The 19,536-nt window shown below is 35.4% G+C and carries 12 protein-coding genes; all 12 read left to right on the top strand.

Annotated features, from left to right (window positions below; genetic code table 11):
• The first annotated feature begins 32 nt into the window (after window positions 1–32).
• The 12 genes from C9J40_RS16065 (at window position 33) to C9J40_RS16010 (ending at window position 19,534) form a co-directional block, all read left to right on the top strand.
• Entirely contained in the window at window positions 33–854 is an 822-nt protein-coding gene (locus C9J40_RS16065) for a C40 family peptidase (protein WP_107247420.1), read from the top strand.
• 359 nt (window positions 855–1,213) lie between these two features.
• Entirely contained in the window at window positions 1,214–2,281 is a 1,068-nt protein-coding gene (gene wecB, locus C9J40_RS16060) for a non-hydrolyzing UDP-N-acetylglucosamine 2-epimerase (RefSeq protein ID WP_107247419.1), read from the top strand.
• A 2-nt stretch (window positions 2,282–2,283) separates the two neighbouring features.
• Window positions 2,284–4,479 carry a glycosyl transferase family protein gene (locus tag C9J40_RS16055; protein WP_107247418.1) on the top strand — a complete coding sequence of 732 codons (2,196 nt, stop codon included), beginning with the start codon at window positions 2,284–2,286 and terminating at the stop codon, window positions 4,477–4,479.
• Window positions 4,479–7,499 carry a hypothetical protein gene (locus C9J40_RS16050; protein WP_107247417.1) on the top strand — a complete coding sequence of 1,007 codons (3,021 nt, stop codon included), beginning with the start codon at window positions 4,479–4,481 and terminating at the stop codon, window positions 7,497–7,499. Before C9J40_RS16055 ends, C9J40_RS16050 begins: the two co-directional genes overlap by 1 nt.
• Complete coding sequence (locus C9J40_RS16045; protein ID WP_107247416.1) at window positions 7,421–8,344, top strand: DUF4434 domain-containing protein; 924 nt, start codon at window positions 7,421–7,423, stop codon at window positions 8,342–8,344. Before C9J40_RS16050 ends, C9J40_RS16045 begins: the two co-directional genes overlap by 79 nt.
• Before the next feature lie 416 nt (window positions 8,345–8,760).
• Entirely contained in the window at window positions 8,761–9,822 is a 1,062-nt protein-coding gene (wecB, locus tag C9J40_RS16040; RefSeq protein ID WP_107247415.1) for a non-hydrolyzing UDP-N-acetylglucosamine 2-epimerase, read from the top strand.
• Between the two features lie 2 nt (window positions 9,823–9,824).
• Window positions 9,825–12,023, top strand: a complete 2,199-nt coding sequence (locus C9J40_RS16035) for a glycosyl transferase family protein (RefSeq protein ID WP_107247414.1) — start codon at window positions 9,825–9,827, stop codon at window positions 12,021–12,023.
• 41 nt (window positions 12,024–12,064) lie between these two features.
• Window positions 12,065–15,037 carry a lipopolysaccharide assembly protein LapB gene (locus C9J40_RS16030; RefSeq protein WP_158259560.1) on the top strand — a complete coding sequence of 991 codons (2,973 nt, stop codon included), beginning with the start codon at window positions 12,065–12,067 and terminating at the stop codon, window positions 15,035–15,037.
• On the top strand, window positions 14,959–15,882 hold the full coding sequence (locus C9J40_RS16025; RefSeq protein WP_107247412.1) for a DUF4434 domain-containing protein: 924 nt from the start codon (window positions 14,959–14,961) through the stop codon (window positions 15,880–15,882). The genes C9J40_RS16030 and C9J40_RS16025 overlap by 79 nt, the downstream gene beginning before the upstream one ends.
• Before the next feature lie 729 nt (window positions 15,883–16,611).
• The gene (locus C9J40_RS22170; protein WP_199188105.1) at window positions 16,612–16,752 is read left to right on the top strand and encodes a hypothetical protein; all 141 of its coding nucleotides are present in this window, start codon (window positions 16,612–16,614) and stop codon (window positions 16,750–16,752) included.
• A 750-nt stretch (window positions 16,753–17,502) separates the two neighbouring features.
• A complete protein-coding gene (locus C9J40_RS16015) occupies window positions 17,503–18,507 on the top strand; it encodes a DNA cytosine methyltransferase (RefSeq protein WP_158259559.1) in 1,005 nt (334 codons plus the stop codon).
• Window positions 18,500–19,534, top strand: a complete 1,035-nt coding sequence (locus C9J40_RS16010; protein ID WP_107247409.1) for a DUF262 domain-containing protein — start codon at window positions 18,500–18,502, stop codon at window positions 19,532–19,534. Before C9J40_RS16015 ends, C9J40_RS16010 begins: the two co-directional genes overlap by 8 nt.
• The last annotated feature ends 2 nt before the right edge of the window (window positions 19,535–19,536 follow it).

Raw genomic sequence — 19,536 nt, 5'->3', positions numbered from 1 at the left:
TAGTAGACGATAAAAACATAGCAGCATCACTCATGTCTTCATATCGCCTTAAAAACGTATTAAAAGCTAAATTAAGAAAGACGTTATTATTGTCCTTAATAGCTTTACCGATAACAGCATTCGCACATACGCATTCTGAACATCATGTTGAACTTGATAAAAAACATTATTCAAATATTCATCATCATGTAGTTACTCACCATTACAGTCATAATATTGAACATAAACATAGCAAAACACCAAAACATAGTGAGAAGCATGAAACGCATCATGCACATTCAACACACCACAGCACAAATCATCATGTAGCGCATAAATCGCATTACTCACACCATGATAGTCACTCAAGGTACCATGTTAGTCACTCAAGGCATCATTTTAGTACTAGGAGGCATAGAATTCCTGTCGATTACTACACCTTGAAAGGGCATTACGTACATCACAGATCATTTTGGTCTGATGTCAGGAATTTGAGGCTGTCTCAAAAATGGCGTTCTAAGATCTGGCATGCTTATTCACATTGGGCGCATACGCCATACCTTTATGGTGGTAACTCACATCATGGTATTGATTGCTCAGCATTTGTTCGTCGAGTGTTTAATGAGGTCTATCATGTACATTTACCAAGAACCACATTACAGCAAGTAAAATTAGGTTATAAAGTTAGAAAAGAAAACCTTCACTATGGTGATTTAGTCTTCTTTAAAACCAGTGGCTGGCATCACCATGTTGGAATCTACTTAGATCACGGACGTTTTGTGAATGCAACAAGTTCACGCGGTGTGGCTATATCCAATATTAATCATCCCTATTGGCGTAAACGTCTATGGCAAATACGTCGATTAGTTGATTAGACGATTAATGAAATAAAGTGAACTAAGTGCTGCTGATATAGTGGCACTTTTTTTATATGTATATGAATAAAAAATTGAAATATAGATTTGAAATTATTCATTTAGAAACTATAAATATACTAATAATTTATAAAGTTTATCTCGTGTTATTTTAGAAGTCCGATTAAATCAACTCATTTTTTAACTGATACCTATAGTAAAGTTATATGAATTTTATATTAAGATTTTATTACATTTAATTAAATTAAAGGTTTACGGTTTATACAAGTTAAAGAAAGTAAATGTAATTATTTCAATTAGTAAACACTGTTTTTACATGGATAGAATATTACGCTTTATTTTATTAATGGGTGAGTATTATGGATAAAAAAACATTACTTATTACAGGGACAAGACCTGAAATAATAAAAATGGCTCCGGTGTATACTGAATTTAAAAACCAAGATAAAGCTATTGAATGGTGTCACACTGGTCAACATGATTCTCTTGCAGAGCAAACATTTGAAGTCTTTGATATTAAACCTGATTATATATTTCAACGTCCAACTGGCACTACATTAGTTGATCTTTTATCTGGCTTAATGACAAATATTCAACCGTTGCTGCAAAAAAATAGCTACGATTGCGTTTTGGTTCATGGTGATACCAGCTCAACTCTTGCTGGGGCTTTGGCAGCGTATTACGCAAAAGTACCTTGTATTGGACACGTTGAAGCAGGGCTTCGATCTGGCAGCTTACAACATCCATTTCCGGAAGAATCTAATAGAACATTAGTCGCTCGTATTGCGAATTTACATTTTTCCCCGACTGAAATTGCACAAAAAGCATTATTAGCAGAGGGGATTAATATAGATACAATCGTTGTAACGGGCAATACTATAATTGATGCGCAAAAGTTATTAATAAATAAAGGGTTAGTGAACCCTACGGTGAGCAATACAGTATTAGTTACGACTCATCGACGTGAAAATTGGCAATCCATTCCCACAATCAGCCAAGCAATTAAACATCTCTCCTCAATTAAGCCCGAATTAGATTTTGTCTTTGTCGTGCATCCCAACCCAACAGTAAAGCAAGCTGTATTAGATAACTTAAGTGGCATTGAAAATATTACCATTGTTGAGCCGTTAGATTACCTAGCGCTTCAGCAACTATTAGCTTCTGCTGTTTTAATTATGACCGATTCTGGTGGTATTCAAGAAGAGGCGCCGACTTATGGCACGCCTGTTGTGATTTTACGAGAAACGACAGAGCGACCAGAAGCATTACATTTAGGTTTATCAAAGCTTGCGGGAGCAAAAGATTATAAATGTATTGTAGATGCGGCCTTAAAACTATTATCTCTTGGTAAATCAGATGATTGCTTTAATCCATTTGGTAAAGGAAATGCATCCAAAATCATCCTCCAACGAGTTCAAGAGTTCTAATTATGGATATGTTTGATATTTTCATTTATTACCTATATGGATTACGTCTCGTTTTATTTGTGACTATGGTGATCTTATGTATTTGCGGTATCGATGATCTATTTGTTGATATTTATTACTGGGTGCGTCACTTATGGCGTAAAGGGACTGTTTATAAAAAATTCACACGTAAAAACGTGGATGATCTTTATCAAAAACATGAACAACCACTGGCTATCATGGTACCAGCCTGGCAGGAATTTGGTGTTATTGACAAAATGGCTGAGCTTACCGCATCAAGTTTGGATTATGAAAATTATCAAATATTTGTAGGCACTTACCCGAACGATCCTGAAACCCAAGCTGATGTTGATCGTGTTTGTATGCGATTTCCTAACGTGCATAAAATTGTGTGTGCAAGGCCAGGGCCGACCAGCAAGGCCGACTGCTTAAATAATGTTATCTCATCAATTATTGAATTTGAGAAAAAGGCGAAAATTGAATTTTCAGGTTTTATTTTGCATGACGCTGAAGACATTGTATCGCCAATGGAATTACGTCTTTACAACTACTTATTGCCTGAAAAAGATCTCATTCAGTTACCTGTTTATCCCTATACTCGCAAATGGTATCAAATGACGCCTGGGCATTATGCGGATGAATTTGCAGAATTACATGGCAAAGATGTTGTGGTCCGTGAAGCCATAGCAGGGCAAGTACCTAGTGCAGGTGTTGGTACCTGTTTTAGTCGCAGAGCTATTTTAAAACTATTGGTTACCGGTGATGGTTTAGCGTTCGATGTTCAATCATTAACTGAAGATTATGAGATAGGTTTACGCTTAAAACAGTGGGGCATGAGCGAGATATTTGTACGTTTTCCTATTATCGATAAAGAACAACCAACACTAAAAGAATCGTCATTAGGCGTATCCCTGCATGATGGTAGTGTAGTTTGTGTTCGTGAACATTTTCCGACAACCTTTACCGCCGCAGTACGTCAAAAAAGCCGTTGGATAGTGGGTATCGTGTTTCAGGGCTTTAATAAACAAAAATGGACCAATGACTGGAAGTTAAATTATTTTTTGTGGCGTGATAGAAGAGGCTTTATTAATAATACGATAGGCTTTTTGTCTATGGTTATCTTCCTTCAACTAGTGGCGATCAGTATTTATTCTTACTTTGTCAAAGATGGCTACCATTTTTTGTCAATTATTACTGATAATAAAGTTACTCAAGTACTATTAGTGATTAATACTTTCTTACTAATCAACCGCTTATTACAACGATTTTATTTTGTTAGCCAATATTATGGTTACTTAGAAGGTTTCCTATCATTGCTACGTATATGTTGGGGCACAGTGATTAACTTTGCAGCTAATGTACGTGCTATTCGTCAAGTAATTCAACAAGGCGATGTTCATCGTGTTGCTTGGGATAAAACGACCCATGATTTTCCAACGCTTGCTAATGATTCACGAAAGCAACCAATTGGTGAGATCTTAAAACGTAACATGAAAATTTCAGAAGAGATGCTAACAAGTGTACTTCTTGATATGCCTAAAAATCGCTTGATAGGCTCGTTTTTAGTTGAGCAAGGTATCGTCAGCAATGATGATTTAAGTCAGGCGATTGCAGAACAATTTGGGGAAGAATTTGAACACTGTGATCCCTTTGAATTAGATTCTTCATTAATACATTTTTTACCTAAAAAACTGGCCTTAAAATACTCGGTACTACCTTTACGGAAAGATGGTAATACTCTGATTTTAGGAAAAGAAATGCCATTAAGCCCTGTTGCAACAGCAACAATTTCGAGACGTTTAAAGTGCCCAGTAAAATCAGTGATTACTACCAATGGTGCAGTGACACTAGGGTTAAGATACTGGTATCTAGAACAAAAAGGGATCAACCCTTATCACATAATTAAGACCATGGTCGGTCACCATAAATACTCAAAAGCCAAATATAAGCCTTTGATTGATAAATACTATGCAACACAAAGTCAGTTGGGTCAGTGTTTGTTAATGAGTAGGGCAATTGAACCTGCTGTATTACATCAAGCAATTCTTGCTTATGAAAACGAGCATGAAAAAAGCTTCGGAAAGTTTTTGATTAATCATCGTTATGTAACCAAAGAAGTAATTGATAAAGCACTTGAATTACAAGTCGACCAACAAATGAATGTTGATAACCTTATTAATGAGTGTAAACAGTACTAATGAATTATATCGATAAAGCCTTAATCGCTACCGCTTGTACATTATTAAGTATCAGAGTAGATGCTGATGACAATATTTACACTAATTTGTCGGACCTTGAGCATTTTCGTACATACCCGTATATTGATAAAGCATATAAAAAGCAAAACAATCAACAATACAATGTAGCATTAGAAGAGCTTAATAACGCATTAGCGATTGTTCCAACCCATATTCCTTTTTTAAAATTTGGTTATCAGCTAGCAGTCAAAGCCGAGAAACCGATCAACGTTCAACTCAAGTATCTAACTAAAATTCCGAAGAGTAAAAGGGGGGATGACATTCTTAATGTTTGGCTTGAGGATGCCAAGACCGGCAAGATCTATACGGATACACAACTACAACGTATTGCTGGTACGTTAACAACTAAACAGATGAAAAACTTCTTTATTTATAATGTTTATAAACTCTTAAAAAAATATAATGCAGAAACTGCAGTTGAGTGGTCGTACAGTAAGCCTCAAAAATATAAATCATTAGCAACTTTGCATTTTGAAGCATATAACCTTTATGCAATAAAAAATTATGAAAAAGCACAGCCATTGCTAGAAAAGCTTTATGAGTCATCACACAGCAACCAAACATATTTAAAATTTTTAGCCTTGAATACACTCGCAAATGGTGATGAAACTCAAGCATTAAAATATGCGGAAAAGATAATATCAGACAGTAATCATAAAGACTTTTACAACCAGTATATAGAGCACCTATTATCAACTTATCAATACCGTAAAGCCAAAGTTGAGCTCAATAAATTATACGATAATAATGAGCTACCAGAATCTTTCACTAAACAGCGTGATTACCTTAATTCATTGGATCAACAAACGCTCAAAGAATTTTCGGTAATGTCAGATTGTTTAAAAAAGACAGTAACCAAGATCAGTACAAATAAAGCAGCACTAGCGCAATTTCAGTTTAAAAACTGTGAGCCGGAAACTGACTCAGTAATGTGGATTAAACTGGCAAGTGAATTGAATTTATATACACAAATTGAAAACACTCAATTTAATCAACCAAGCGCTAAGAAGATGAAAAAAGAGGTGTTGTTAACACATTATAAACAACAACAAAAATGGTTAAAAATCATAAACGAATTAAAAGATGATGGCTATAAATCACAATCATTATCACGCGATTTGGCTTATGCCTATTCACAGGTAAATCAATATAATAAATCTGCTCAGATCTTTTTTCTCATCTATAAAAACAACCATCAGAATAGCGATTTAAACCATGCTATTTTTAATGCATTACAGTCGCCAAATGGTGATGAAATTGCAGCATCGATGGTTAACTATGGATTTAAAATACAGAAAAGAAAATTACTCGCTGACCCAAAGTTTGTTAATAACATTCTAAATATGATGCAACGTAACGTAAGATTATTTTCACCACAGAGTATTGCAGCCGCCAACCGGAAAATAGTGACATTGTCACCTAAAGTTTGGGGGATACAGCATCAATGTCATTTGATAGAAGGCTTATCTACTAATGATGACTTTTTAAAACAAGCAATCGCATATTGTGTTGCTGATAAGGATCCGCTGAAGGCAGCTAAGCATTACCAATCCTCGCTTAAGCAACAACCCACCAAAGAACAAGCATTACTATTAGCAGAATGGTTTGCAAAAGCAAACGAATATCAAGCCAGTTCGACATATTGGCTTAAAGCGGTGCGTAACAGTACTGACCTAAAAAGACTCACGCCATATTCACGTTATCTGTTTATTCATACACTTACTAAGGTAGGTGAACCAAAACTGGCTAATCAGTCTTGGTTAGAATCAGACTTTGATAAGAAAAATGTGCAATGGTGGGAGTTAGGCATTGATATTGCTAAAAGGTTAGAAGACCAAGAAATATTGATTGCACGTATAGAGCAGGGAGTTGATCACACACAATCAGCAGTATTAACACAGTATCTAGCCGAACACATAGTGACAACTGGCGATAGTAGATTAGCTAACAAACTATTTGAAAATGATAAAACGGGCAATGCGAGTGCATTACTGGGCTATCAAACCTATAAAAAAGATCCACAGTTAGCACTACGTGCATTTGAAAGTGCATATCGTTATCCGAAGCACAAAAAAAATGTAGATATGATCTCTCAATATGCTGATCTTGAATATAAAAATGGCAATCTTAGCAATGCACAACAGCTTTATAAGTCTGCGATTGATCAATTACTTGAACAAAAAGAAGCTAATCCGAAATTATTAGCGTACTTACAAAGCTCACATAAGAATATTGATCTAGGCTGGAAATACAATGTTTCTGGTTGGGTAGGAACAGATCAACAAAATGCGATACCTGGACTAACTAACAGCACAGGCAATTACTTTTTATACGAAGAAGCCAAATACTATTTTGAAAAACCTTGGTTACCACGTTCTGCTTTTTCGATTGCGGCGTTAAGTAATGGGGGATTTGAAGATAAGTTATCGGACAATATCACCGATATAGACTTATCATATCAAATTCAGCCCTTTGCTAAACATAACAGCTACTTAAAAGCAGGCATACGTCAGCGAGTTATTGGAAAAGATCGTAAAACACGACCTTACCTTCGTATTAGTTCCAACGTATTATCAAATGATAAATGGTCAAAAGATTGGAAGCCAGAGCCTGACCAGTGGCTATATCAAAGTCTTTATGCTGATGGTCTAATTTACGTTGATAATTTACATGATTATATTTTGTTTGCTCGCTACGAAATAGGTAACACATTTAAAATTAAAGAGAAATATCAGCAAAGGCTTACTCCATATACATTTGTACAATGGGCCGACGACAGTGAAGACATATCGACTGTTGTTGGCTTGGGAGTAAGTTGGAACTTTAAATTGTTTAACACAAAATACAATGGCTTGAACCTAGATTCAGAAGTAGGTCTTGAATGGCAACATACAGTAGAAAGTTCACAACGCAACAAATCAGACGATGCTGCATTAGTACGGTATTCCTTTTCCTTTTAATCGGTTGCCAGAACACAGCCCAGAAAAACGATCTCAGCATCTTTTACCAACCACTCAATCAAGACTACGATATTTCAATAAAGCAATGGCAGCATTTTGGAACTGAAATAAAAAAGCTAGGCGTTCAAAATGTTGTTATCCAATGGACGCAATATGGCAATGAAACTTTTGGTGAATCACATGGTTGGCTTGCTAAGCGGATGGAAGTACTTCAAGACAACAATATAAAGCTATGGGTTGGCTTATATTCAGATCCCAATTATTTTCGACAAATACATACAGATCAAACCGCACAAAAAGTATATTTAAAGCAATATTTCGATAAGTTACATGAATCCTATTTACAATGGCGAGTATGGTTAAAGGTATATGCTAATAAAGTCCAAGGGTTATATTTACCATTGGAATTAAGCGATTATGACTTCAAAACACCTGCTCAAAGAGAACAGTTGGCAGAGATCTTAGCGCAACAAGTGAAGTTATACGATCAGCCATTAATGATAAGCCTTTATCTATCGGGTGAATTACCTCAAAAACAGATAAAGCTATGGACAGAGCAACTTACGAACTTGGGTTTAATTGTCTACGTACAAAATGGTGCGGGAACTCAAGCATTATCGGCAGATGAACGGCATGCATACTTAAATGATTTAGACTGTAATGTCGGCATTATCCGCGAAATCTTCGTGCAAGACAAAGCATCTAAAAGTTTCAAAGCTGATCGTATAAGTAAAGGAAAACTTGACGGCATTTTGAACGAAAAAACTTGCCATCCAGACGCTATGTTTTCTTTACGTTACTTACCCATCAATTCCAATCCATTGAAATTAGTTGGCGAAAAGTAATTTCATTGTGGGTATATTTTTTATATTTAAAATTGAAATATAAATTTGCAGTAAATTATATTTCAATTAAATAATAGAGCGATATGTCGCTCTTTTTTAGTTTTAAGTATATGTAATTCCTGATGTTGGAGAGAATATAAGTACCTTTTCCTTACAATCATTTTAAACGGTGTATTATTTTTTTCTTTTTATAATTGAATATATTGTTTTATTAGCGTAAATTCAGTCCGAATTATAGGTTGATTGAAAGTTACGTAAAAGTCATTAATTTTATTTATTTTTACTACATATTCATTAATAAATATTAACAATCATTGGTTAATAGCTTTTTGGATATTATAGGGGAGTTTTATATTAATATTTAATATTAAAATTTCAGATGGGTTTTGAGTTATAAATAGTTTGAGTAAATATCTATGAAAACACTTATTATTACAGGGACTAGACCAGAAATAATAAAAATGGCACCAGTATATGCTGAATTTAAAAAACAAAAAAAGTGGGTTGAATGGTGCCATACAGGGCAACATGACACGCTTGCAGAGCAAACTTTTCGAGTTTTTGACATCAAACCAGATTATTTCTTTCAACGTCCAGAAGGAAATACATTAACGGATTTAGTCTCTGGTTTAATGGTAAATATTCAATCGGTATTACAAAAGAACGAATACGACTGTGTCCTCGTTCATGGTGATACAAGCTCTACATTAGCCGGTGCTATGGCTGCGTTTTATGCTCAAATACCCTGCATTGGCCATGTTGAAGCTGGTTTGCGTTCAGGTAACTTGCAACATCCTTTTCCAGAAGAATCGAATCGAACCTTAGTCGCTCGTATTGCAAATTTGCATTTTTCTCCAACAGAAATGGCAAAGGAAGCACTACTTGCAGAAGGTATAAAACCTGAATCTGTGATAGTGACAGGTAATACAGCAATTGATGCGCAAAAATTATTATTAGACAAAGGTATCATTAACCTTGAAGCGACTAATACAGTACTTGTTACTGCTCATCGTCGTGAAAATTGGCTGTCTATTCCTACCATTAGCGAAGCAATTAAGAAACTTATTAACTTAAAGCCTGAGTTGCGCTTTGTTTTGGCGGTGCATCCAAATCCAACAGTTAAGCAAGCTGTGATGGATAATTTAAGTGGGGTGGAAAACCTATCAATTGTCGAGCCGCTGGACTATTTGGCCTTGCAGCAGACTCTTGCTTCATCTGTGCTGACTATGACAGACTCTGGTGGTATCCAAGAAGAAGCACCGACTTATGGAACACCAGTTGTAATTTTACGAGAAACGACAGAGCGCCCAGAAGCGCTAAATTTAGGATTATCTATATTAGCGGGAGCCGATGATAGTAATCGTATTGTCGATGCAGCGTTGACACTGTTGCTGCAAGGGAAATCTGAAGATTGTCTAAACCCATACGGTAAAGGCGATGCATCAGCCCTTATTTGTAAGCGAGTGCACGAGTTCTAATCATGGATATGTTCGATTATTTTCTCTACTACTTATATGGCTTACGCGTTGTACTGTTCGTGACCATGGTGATTTTATGTATTTGTGGTATCGATGACTTGTTCATCGATCTCTACTACTGGATACGCCATTTTTGGCGAAAGGGCACCGTTTATAAAAGATTTTCACGTAAAAATGTAAATGATCTTTATCAAAAAGAAGAGCAGCCATTAGCGATCATGGTACCAGCATGGCAAGAGTTTGGCGTAATCGATAAAATGGCTGAGCTGGCAGCATCTCGCTTAGATTATGAAAACTATCAAATTTTTGTTGGTACTTATCCTAACGACCCTGAAACACAAGCTGATGTTGATCGTGTTTGTGCTCGTTTTCCTAACGTACATAAAGTGGTGTGTGCTCGCCCAGGGCCAACCAGTAAAGCAGATTGCTTAAACAATATTATTTCATCAATTATAGAGTTTGAGAAAAAAGCAAAAATCGAATTTTCAGGTTTTATTCTCCATGATTCAGAAGACATTGTTTCACCAATGGAACTGCGCCTTTACAACTACTTATTGCCTGAAAAAGATCTGATTCAGTTGCCTGTTTATCCTTATACCCGTAAATGGTATCAAATGACACCGGGCCACTACGCTGATGAATTTGCTGAATTACATGGTAAAGATGTTGTTGTTCGAGAAGCGATAGCAGGACAAGTACCTAGTGCTGGTGTGGGGACATGTTTTAGCCGTAAAGCGATTTTAAAACTATTAGTGGCAGGTGATGGTTTACCATTTGATGTTCAATCATTAACGGAAGACTACGATATTGGTTTACGGCTGAAGCAATGGGGAATGAACGAAATCTTTGTACGTTTCCCTATTATTGATAAAGACCAATCAACACTCAAAGAAGACTCAATTGGGGTATCCCTGCATGACGGTAACGTTGTCTGTGTGCGTGAATATTTCCCTACAACATTTAGTACAGCTGTCCGTCAAAAAAGCCGCTGGATTATTGGTATCGTTTTCCAAGGTTTTAAAAATACCAAATGGACGAGCGATTGGAAGTTAAATTACTTTTTATGGCGTGACAGAAGAGGTTTTATTAACAATACGATAGGCTTTCTATCTATGCTTATCTTTTTACAATTAGTGGGACTAACAATCTATTCCTACTTTGTGAAAGATGGCTTCCATTTCCTATCTATAATTGCTAACGATAAGACCACTCATATTCTTTTAGTGATTAATACCTTATTGTTTATTAACCGCTTATTCCAACGTTTTTTCTTTGTGAGCCAATACTATGGTTATTTAGAAGGCGTGCTATCACTACTACGTTTATGTTGGGGCACTGTTATTAACTTTGCTGCTAACGTTCGTGCTATTACACAAGTTATTCAACAAGGTGATGCAAGGCGTGTTGCTTGGGATAAAACTACCCATGATTTTCCAAGCATTCAAGATGAAATACGGAAAAAGCCAATTGGAGAGATCTTAAAAGAAAACAATAAAATAACGGAAGAAATGCTGAATAGTGTATTAATTAATATGCCGAAAGACCGTTTACTCGGCTCGTACTTAGTTGAGCAAGGTATTGTGAGCAATGACGATTTAAGTAAAGCAATTGCTGAGCAATTTGAATCTGAATTTGAACACTGTGATCCCTTTGATTTAGATCCAGCACTTATTGAATTGTTACCTAAAAAACTGGCATTGAAGTACTCGGTACTGCCACTACGAAAAGACGGTGAAATGCTCGTGCTAGGTAAAGAAATGCCATTAAGCCCTGTAGCGTTAGCAACGATAAAAAGACGATTAAAGTGCCCTGTAAAATCAGTGATTACGACTAATGGTGCTGTGACATTAGGTTTACGCTACTGGTATTTAGAGCAAAAAGAGATTAATCCCCATAAAGTGATTGAAGAAACCGTTGGTAAGAAAAATCTTTCTCAAGAGGCTTACAACACTCTGATTGATCAGTACTTTGCAACACAGAGTCAACTAGGTCAGTGTTTATTAATGAGTAAACAAATAGAGTCAGCGGTGCTGAATCAGGCTATCCTTGCTTATGAAAAAGAATATGAGCAAAGTTTTGGTGCATTTTTAATACAGCACCATTACGTGACAAAAGAAGCCATAGACAAAGCATTGGAGCTTCAAGCTTCACAGCAAATGAATGTTAATCAACTTATTAATGAATGCAAACAGTACTTATGAATAACTTCAAAAGAACATCAATCGCTATGGCTTGTGCATTTATGAGTGTTAATGTACATGCGTCAGCTAATATTTATGCGCATCTTACAGATTCAGAGCATTTTCGCACTTATCCGTATATTGATAAGGCGTATCAGGAACAAAAAAACAAACAATACAATGCAGCATTGAAAGAAGTGGATCACGCACTCATTATTGTTCCGAACCATGTTCCTTTTTTAAAATTCGCTTATCAGTTAGCTGTAAGTGCCGGTAAGCCGATTGAAACGCAATTAAAATATTTAACCAAAATACCAAAGAATGAGAGGGGTAATGAGGTTCTCAATGTCTGGTTGAATAACGCAAAAAATGGCAAGTTTTACACGCAGGAACAGTTGAAAAAAATTGCTGACACACTAACAGCAACACAAATGCAGAGTTTCTTTGCTAATAATCTGTACAATATAGATAAACAGTATGGCTCAACCAAAGCATTACAATGGTCATATAATAAGCCAGATAAATATAAGTCGTTAATAACGCTTCGCTATGAAGCTTATCATTTATATTCAGACAAGAAGTATACTGAAGCACAACCAATACTTGATTCAATTTATCAATCACACTCGAGTAATCAGACGGATTTAAAATATCTTGCTCTTACTACATTAATGAATGGTAATGAGATAAAGGCGCTGAGTTATGCGTCTAAACTTATTTCACTTCCTGATCAGCAAGAGTTTTACAACCAATATATTGAACATTTATTGGCGACATACCAATACAAAAAAGCACGAAAAGAACTAAATCGCTTATATGACAATAATGCGCTTTCTGATGTGTTTATTAAACAACGAGATTACTTAAATTCATTAGACGAACAAGTCATTAATGAATTTGCCGAAATGACGCCTTGTTTGAAACAAACAATGAATAGTATATCGGAAGATAATATCACACAGGCCAAAATGAAATTGAAGCAATGTGATCCGCAGAAAGACTCAACAATGTGGATCGAACTTGATGATAAATTAGGGTTGTATGGCCAACTAGAACAAATTGACTTTAAGCAGAGTAGTGCAAAGAAATTGAAAACAAGCGTGCTATTAACGCACTACAAGAATCAACGCGCATGGTCGAAGATAATCAACTTATTAAAAGATAACGATCATCAGGAGTCATTTGGCAGAGAACTTGCGTATGCCTATTCAAAAGTAAAACAATACAGTAAAGCAGCCAGAGTATCTTTTCAGATTTACAAAAATGATCACCATAACTCCGATTTAGTTCATGCGGTGTTTAATGCGTTACAATCTTCCAATGGGGATAAACTCGCAGCATCAATGATTAAATACGGCTTACAAACACATAAACAAAAGCTATTGGCCGATCGTAAAATTGTTAATAACATCTTAGATATTGCTCAACGTAATATTACATTGTTTACCCCGCAAATCATTGCGGACGCAAACAGAAATAAAGTGACATTGTCACCTCAGGTTTGGCAGTTACAGCAGCAATGTAAGATGGTTGATGGCTTAGTAACAAATAATGACTATTTAAACCAAGCGATCGCATATTGTGTGGTTAATCATGATCCATTGAAAGCAGCAGAGCAGTATCAGGCAACAATAAAAAACGCTCCGACAGCTCAACAATCATTAGTGTTAGCGCAATGGTTCGCTAAAGCAAAAGCGTATAAGGTCAGTGAATCATACTGGCATAAAGCTGTGCGTAATACGTCAGATTTTAAAAACCTACCACCATACTCACGTTATTTAGATATAGAAACGATGAATGAAGTAGGGCAAACAAAGCGTGCAAATCAGGACTGGTTGGAATCAAACTTTGATAAACAGAATGAACAGTGGTGGCAGCTAGGCATTGATATTGCTAAAAAAATGGATGATAAAGCCACTGTAATATCACGTATAGAGCAAGGTATTAATCACACCCAGTCATCGGAATTAATCAAAGATCTTGCTAAATACATAGCAGAAAATAACGATACCGAATTAGCAAAAAAATTGTTTGAAAGCGACAAAACCGGTAACGCGAGTGCGCTATTAGGTTACCAAACTTATCAAAAAGACCCAGAGTTAGCGCAGCAGGCGTTTGCTAATGCATATCAACATCTGAAGTATAAAAAAGATGTCAATATGACTGCAGAATATGCCGATATCGCAAATAAAAACGGTGATACAGCACTTTCATCACAGCTATATAAAGCCGCTATTGATCAGGAGCTAACTAGCCCAGCACCAAACAAGAAACTGATAAATTACTTACAAAGCTCACATAAAAACATCAATTTAGGCTGGAAATATAATATCGCGGGTTGGATTGGGACTGATCAACAACAAGCAATGCCAGGGGTATCTAGTCGAGCAGGAAACTACTTCTTATACAGTGATGCTAAATACTATTTTGAACATCCGTGGCTCCCACGCAGTGCATTTTCTATTGCAGCATTAAGTAATGGGGGATTTGCTAATACATCATCAGACAATACCACTGACTTGGATTTATCGTATCAAGTCCAACCCATAGCAAGCCATGATACTTATTTAAAAGCCGGTGTTCGCCAACAAGTAATAGGCGATGACCATAAATTACGACCTTATGTACGTGTTAGTTCAAACGTACTTTCAAACGATAAATGGTCAAAAGCATGGAAGCCTGATCTCAATCATTGGTTATATCAGAGCGTTTATGCTGACGGATTATTATATCTAGATAATACAAATGACTATATTTTGTTTGGTCGTTACGAAATTGGTCAAACATTCAAGATGAAAAATGATTACCAACAAAGACTTACGCCATACACATTTATACAATGGGCCGACGACAGTGACAACACATCTACTGTGGCAGGTTTAGGAGCAAGTTGGAACTGGAATTCACATTACACCAAATACAATGGCTTAGACGTAGATTCAGAAGTAGGTCTTGAATGGCAACATACACTACAAAGTTCACAGGGAAACAAATCAGACGATGCTGTCTTACTGCGTTTTTCCTTATCTTTTTAACTAGCTGTCAGCAAAAGGCAGATAGTCAAAATCTTAGTATTTTCTATCAACCGCTTAATCAAGATCGTGATATCTCACAACAGCAATGGAAAGAGTTTGGTAGAGAAATCAGGGGTATAGGTATAAAAAACATCGTCATTCAATGGACACAATACGGCAATCAAACCTTTGGAGAGTCTCACGGCTGGTTAGCGCAGCGTATGGAAGCATTGCAAGATGATAATATAAAATTATGGGTCGGATTATATTCCGATCCTAATTATTTCCGTGAGATACATACCAATGCTACTGAGCAAAAAGTGTATTTAACAGAGTACTTTAACAAACTGCATAAATCATACATGCAGTGGAAAACGTGGTTAAGAATACACTCAAACAAAGTACAAGGTTTATATTTACCGTTAGAGTTATCAGATTACGATTTCAAAACACCGGCACAAAGAGAGCAACTGGCACAAATCCTAAAGCAGCAAGTAAAACGGTATGATGAGCCATTAATGATCAGTCTTTACTTATCAGGCCAATTAACTCAAAGCCAGATAAAACAATGGACAGATCAACTTACCAACTTAGGTTTAATTGTTTATGTACAAGATGGTGCGGGAACACAAGCATTATCGACAGATGAACGCCATGCTTACTTAGATGACTTAGGCTGTAATGTCGGCATTATCCGCGAAATCTTCGTGCAAGATAAAGCGGCTAAAAGTTTCAAAGCCGATCGTGTGAGTAAAGAAAAATTCGACAGCATTTTGAACGAAAAAACATGCCATCCAGACGCTATGTTTTCGTTACGTTACTTACCGAGCAATTCCAATCCATTGAAATTGGTTGGCGAAAAGTAAGTTAAGTATCAAGTAACATTAAAGCAGCCTCAAACTCTAATAGCGTTTGAGGCTGTTCTTTTTTGGTAATTCCAAATAATCCTTGTTCAAGAATGCATAGCGTTCGCAGAACAAGAATTATTAATGGTAATTACCTATTTTATGGTAAATACGCAATACTGTTAAATAACCCTGTAACAAACCAAAACTATCAATAAATCAGCAGAGTAGATGAATACATGTGACACTTTAGTTTGCTGTCTATGACCGATAATAAGCTAGATATCCTATTTAACATAAGGTACATAATGCGCACCAAAGGTGTAGATCCCAAAGTAATGGTATTTGCCTTAAAAACGGCTATGTTTAGTCTGAACCTATTTTAAATGGCGTGTTTAACGCTCATCATATCTTCGTTTAAAGATTCAAATCACAGATGTTCTTAGACGAACTTAAATCATGCTGTTACTGATGTTTAAATTTTAACGATTTGAATCTCAACCATTTTAATTGCCAAAGTTTATCACCTTGCTGTATGCGAAATCATTATCACGCTTCTCGTCTTAACCATAACGATCATCACAACTTGTATTGGTATTTGAATCTGTTTCAGTGTTATTCATTTGCTTAATACACAGATTGGCCATTTGATACTGCAATCACAGCGTTATTGTTTTGTATATTATTTTCCTTGGGTACACGGCATGGATTGCCGTTGTTGGTTTAACCGTTAACAAAACAAAGGATTGTATGAAAAAATTAATTATACTTGCGATCATTGGCTTTGCTGCTTGGTATTACCATGAGCATCACGGTTTTGAGTTTTTAGAAGACTTAGACCTTAATGACTTCAAAATCACTAACAAATACAACAGTGAAAACAAGTTTTAATCGATACATGGCGATTCATCATTATGTGAGATGGTCGCCAAACGTTAATCTTGCTTGGTGCAGATGTTTGTAAAGAGATGAGCTAACTTGGTAAAGTTCAAGTTGGATTATTCGACAAACACAACACTTAGGAATCTTTATGGCTAAGCATCAATGCCCTAACTGTCACTCTCCTATTTCCCTTAGTTATTTGTTCTGTAGCAAATACACAACTCAATATCGCTGCGTGAAATGTTCGGCACTTATGGTATCAAACCGTCGTAGAAAAATTACTGGATTAACACTGGTATTCTTTTCTTCATTTTTATACTCATTGATTAATAGCCATGTCCAAAATTTGTTTTTAACAACTTTAGTGGTGTTTATTGTGTTTTTCTCAATCCTTTGGCTGGTTCCAAATCAAGTTGAATTGGTTGATGAGAATAGTGAGAAGTAATAACACACTGAAAATAGAATATTTTCCGTTGGATTTTTGTAAGATCACATCTTTATTTGAGTATGCTTATTCTCTCTTTAAATCGAGCAAAAAACGATATCTGTTATGATTACAGTACGTTTTGTTACTTTATCTAGTAATACGAGATTAGCTTCTTGAGACTAGAGTACTTAACTACTCTTATATCTCTTTTTCTTATCTGTTCATTCTCTGACCAATTCAGATGTTTTCTATTAACTCTGTTGTATTGTAATTCCTAAATGATTAGAAAAGTAATAGAATCAGAAAAGTGTAATATTTTGAGAGATTTTTTAGTGAAAGTTATTGATTTGTTTTCTGGATTAGGAGGTTTAACGATCGGTGCCTATGAGGCAGCTCAACATCTGGATTGTCAATTTGAGATTGTTCTTGCAAGTGATATGAATTCATTCTGTAATGATGTATATAATCATAATTTTGAGGTTAAAAACTTTCATGCAGATAATATAGTAGATCTTGACCTAAAAAAAATTAAAAAAGAAAAAATTGATTATTTATTTGCAGGTCCTCCATGTCAAGGTAACTCTGACTTAAACAATAAATCTAGAAGAATTGATCCTCGTAATAACTTATATTTGGAAACCTTGAAAGTAATTGATCATTTTCAACCTGAGCATTTTTTAATTGAAAATGTTCCTAATGTTATTCATTCATCACAAGGTGTTGTAAAAACTGTATCCAATATCTTAAGTAATAAATATAATATTCGTGAATACGTTGTGGATTTTGAAAGTCTAGGAATTGCTCAAACTAGAAAACGTCATATACTACTTGGCTCTAAAAAGCTTATACCTGATGATATTTTTAATAACATTTATTTGAAGTTTCAAAAAAAGACTTTACGTGATGTTATTTCAGACCTAGTTAACTGTAGTGAAATTGATATTTATAATACTCCATCAAGAATGACAAAAATAAACAAAGAAAGAGTTAAGTATCTTTTAGATAATAATTTGTATGATTTACCAAATGAATATAGACCTAAGTGTCATCAAGGTAATCATTCTTATAAATCGATGTACGGAAGATTAAACTGGGACAAGCCATCTCAAACAATAACGGGTGGTTTCGGATCTATGGGGCAAGGTAGATTTTTGCATCCAAGTAAAGCTCGAGTTATAACACCACATGAAGCAGCTAGAATTCAAGGAATTCCTGATTGGTACGATTTTTCAATTGTTAGTTCACGAGGTGCTTTACAACAAATGATTGGAAATGCTGTACCTCCGATTTTATCAAAAGAACTTATAATATTTATGGAAAACTATAATAATGAATGAGCATATCACAGCAGATACATTAGAATTAATTGATACTCAACTTAGAGAATCCCAAACAAGCATTGCTTATGATACAAAAGAATACGTTGTAGAGGTAATGGTTAACCGTTTTGAAAAAGAGTTTTTCTTCATACCAGAATATCAACGTGAGTTTGTATGGGATAAGGCTAAACAAAGTAAATTTATCGAATCCGTAATTATGGGGTTACCAATCCCTTTTCTTTTTGGTGTTCAGAACTCAGATGGTAGAACTGAAATTTTAGATGGTGCACAGCGTATAAACACGCTTTATGATTTCTGTAATAATAAATTGACATTAACAAAGTTAGAAAGATTAGATCTGATAAATAATTTTACTTTTGATATGTTACCTACATCCCAACAAAGAAAGTTTTTAGACCGTTCTACGCGGATGGTTATTCTTCCTGAAACAGTATCCAAACAATCAAGATTGGATATGTTTGAACGTATAAATACAGGAAGTGAAGCTCTTAAGAACTCAGAAATACGTAAAGGTAGTTTCAGTGGGCCATTTTATGATTTTATTGGTGAATTAGCCAAACACGAGAAGTTTAATAAACTCTGTCCAGTTTCAGCCAAGAATATTAAACGTGGTGAAAGAGAGGAATTAATTCTTCGTTTCTTCGCTTATTCAGAAGATTATTTAAAATTTAAACATTCTGTTTTTCAGTTTTTAGATGATTTCCTGATAAAAATGAATGATGTTGATTTTGATCGAGATGAGTATTCACAAAAATTTACAAAAATGCTTGATTATGTAGAAATCAATTTCCCATTTGGTTTTAAAAAAACCATCAAAGCAAATTCAACGCCTCGAGTCCGCTTTGAAGCAATTGCTATTGGTGTAACCTTAGCACAAGAGGTGAAATCAAACCTTGAAAATAAAGGTAGCGACTTCTTAACTTCAAAAGAATTTATCAAACATGTTACGTCTCATGCTAGTAATTCTGGCCCTAAACTAAAAGGGAGAGTTGAGTATGTTCGTGATTGGCTACTTCAGGAGTAATG

Source organism: Photobacterium sp. GB-72, assembly GCF_003026095.1.
Taxonomy (GTDB): Bacteria; Pseudomonadota; Gammaproteobacteria; order Enterobacterales; family Vibrionaceae; genus Photobacterium.
This window is presented reverse-complemented; position numbering and strand designations above follow the sequence as displayed.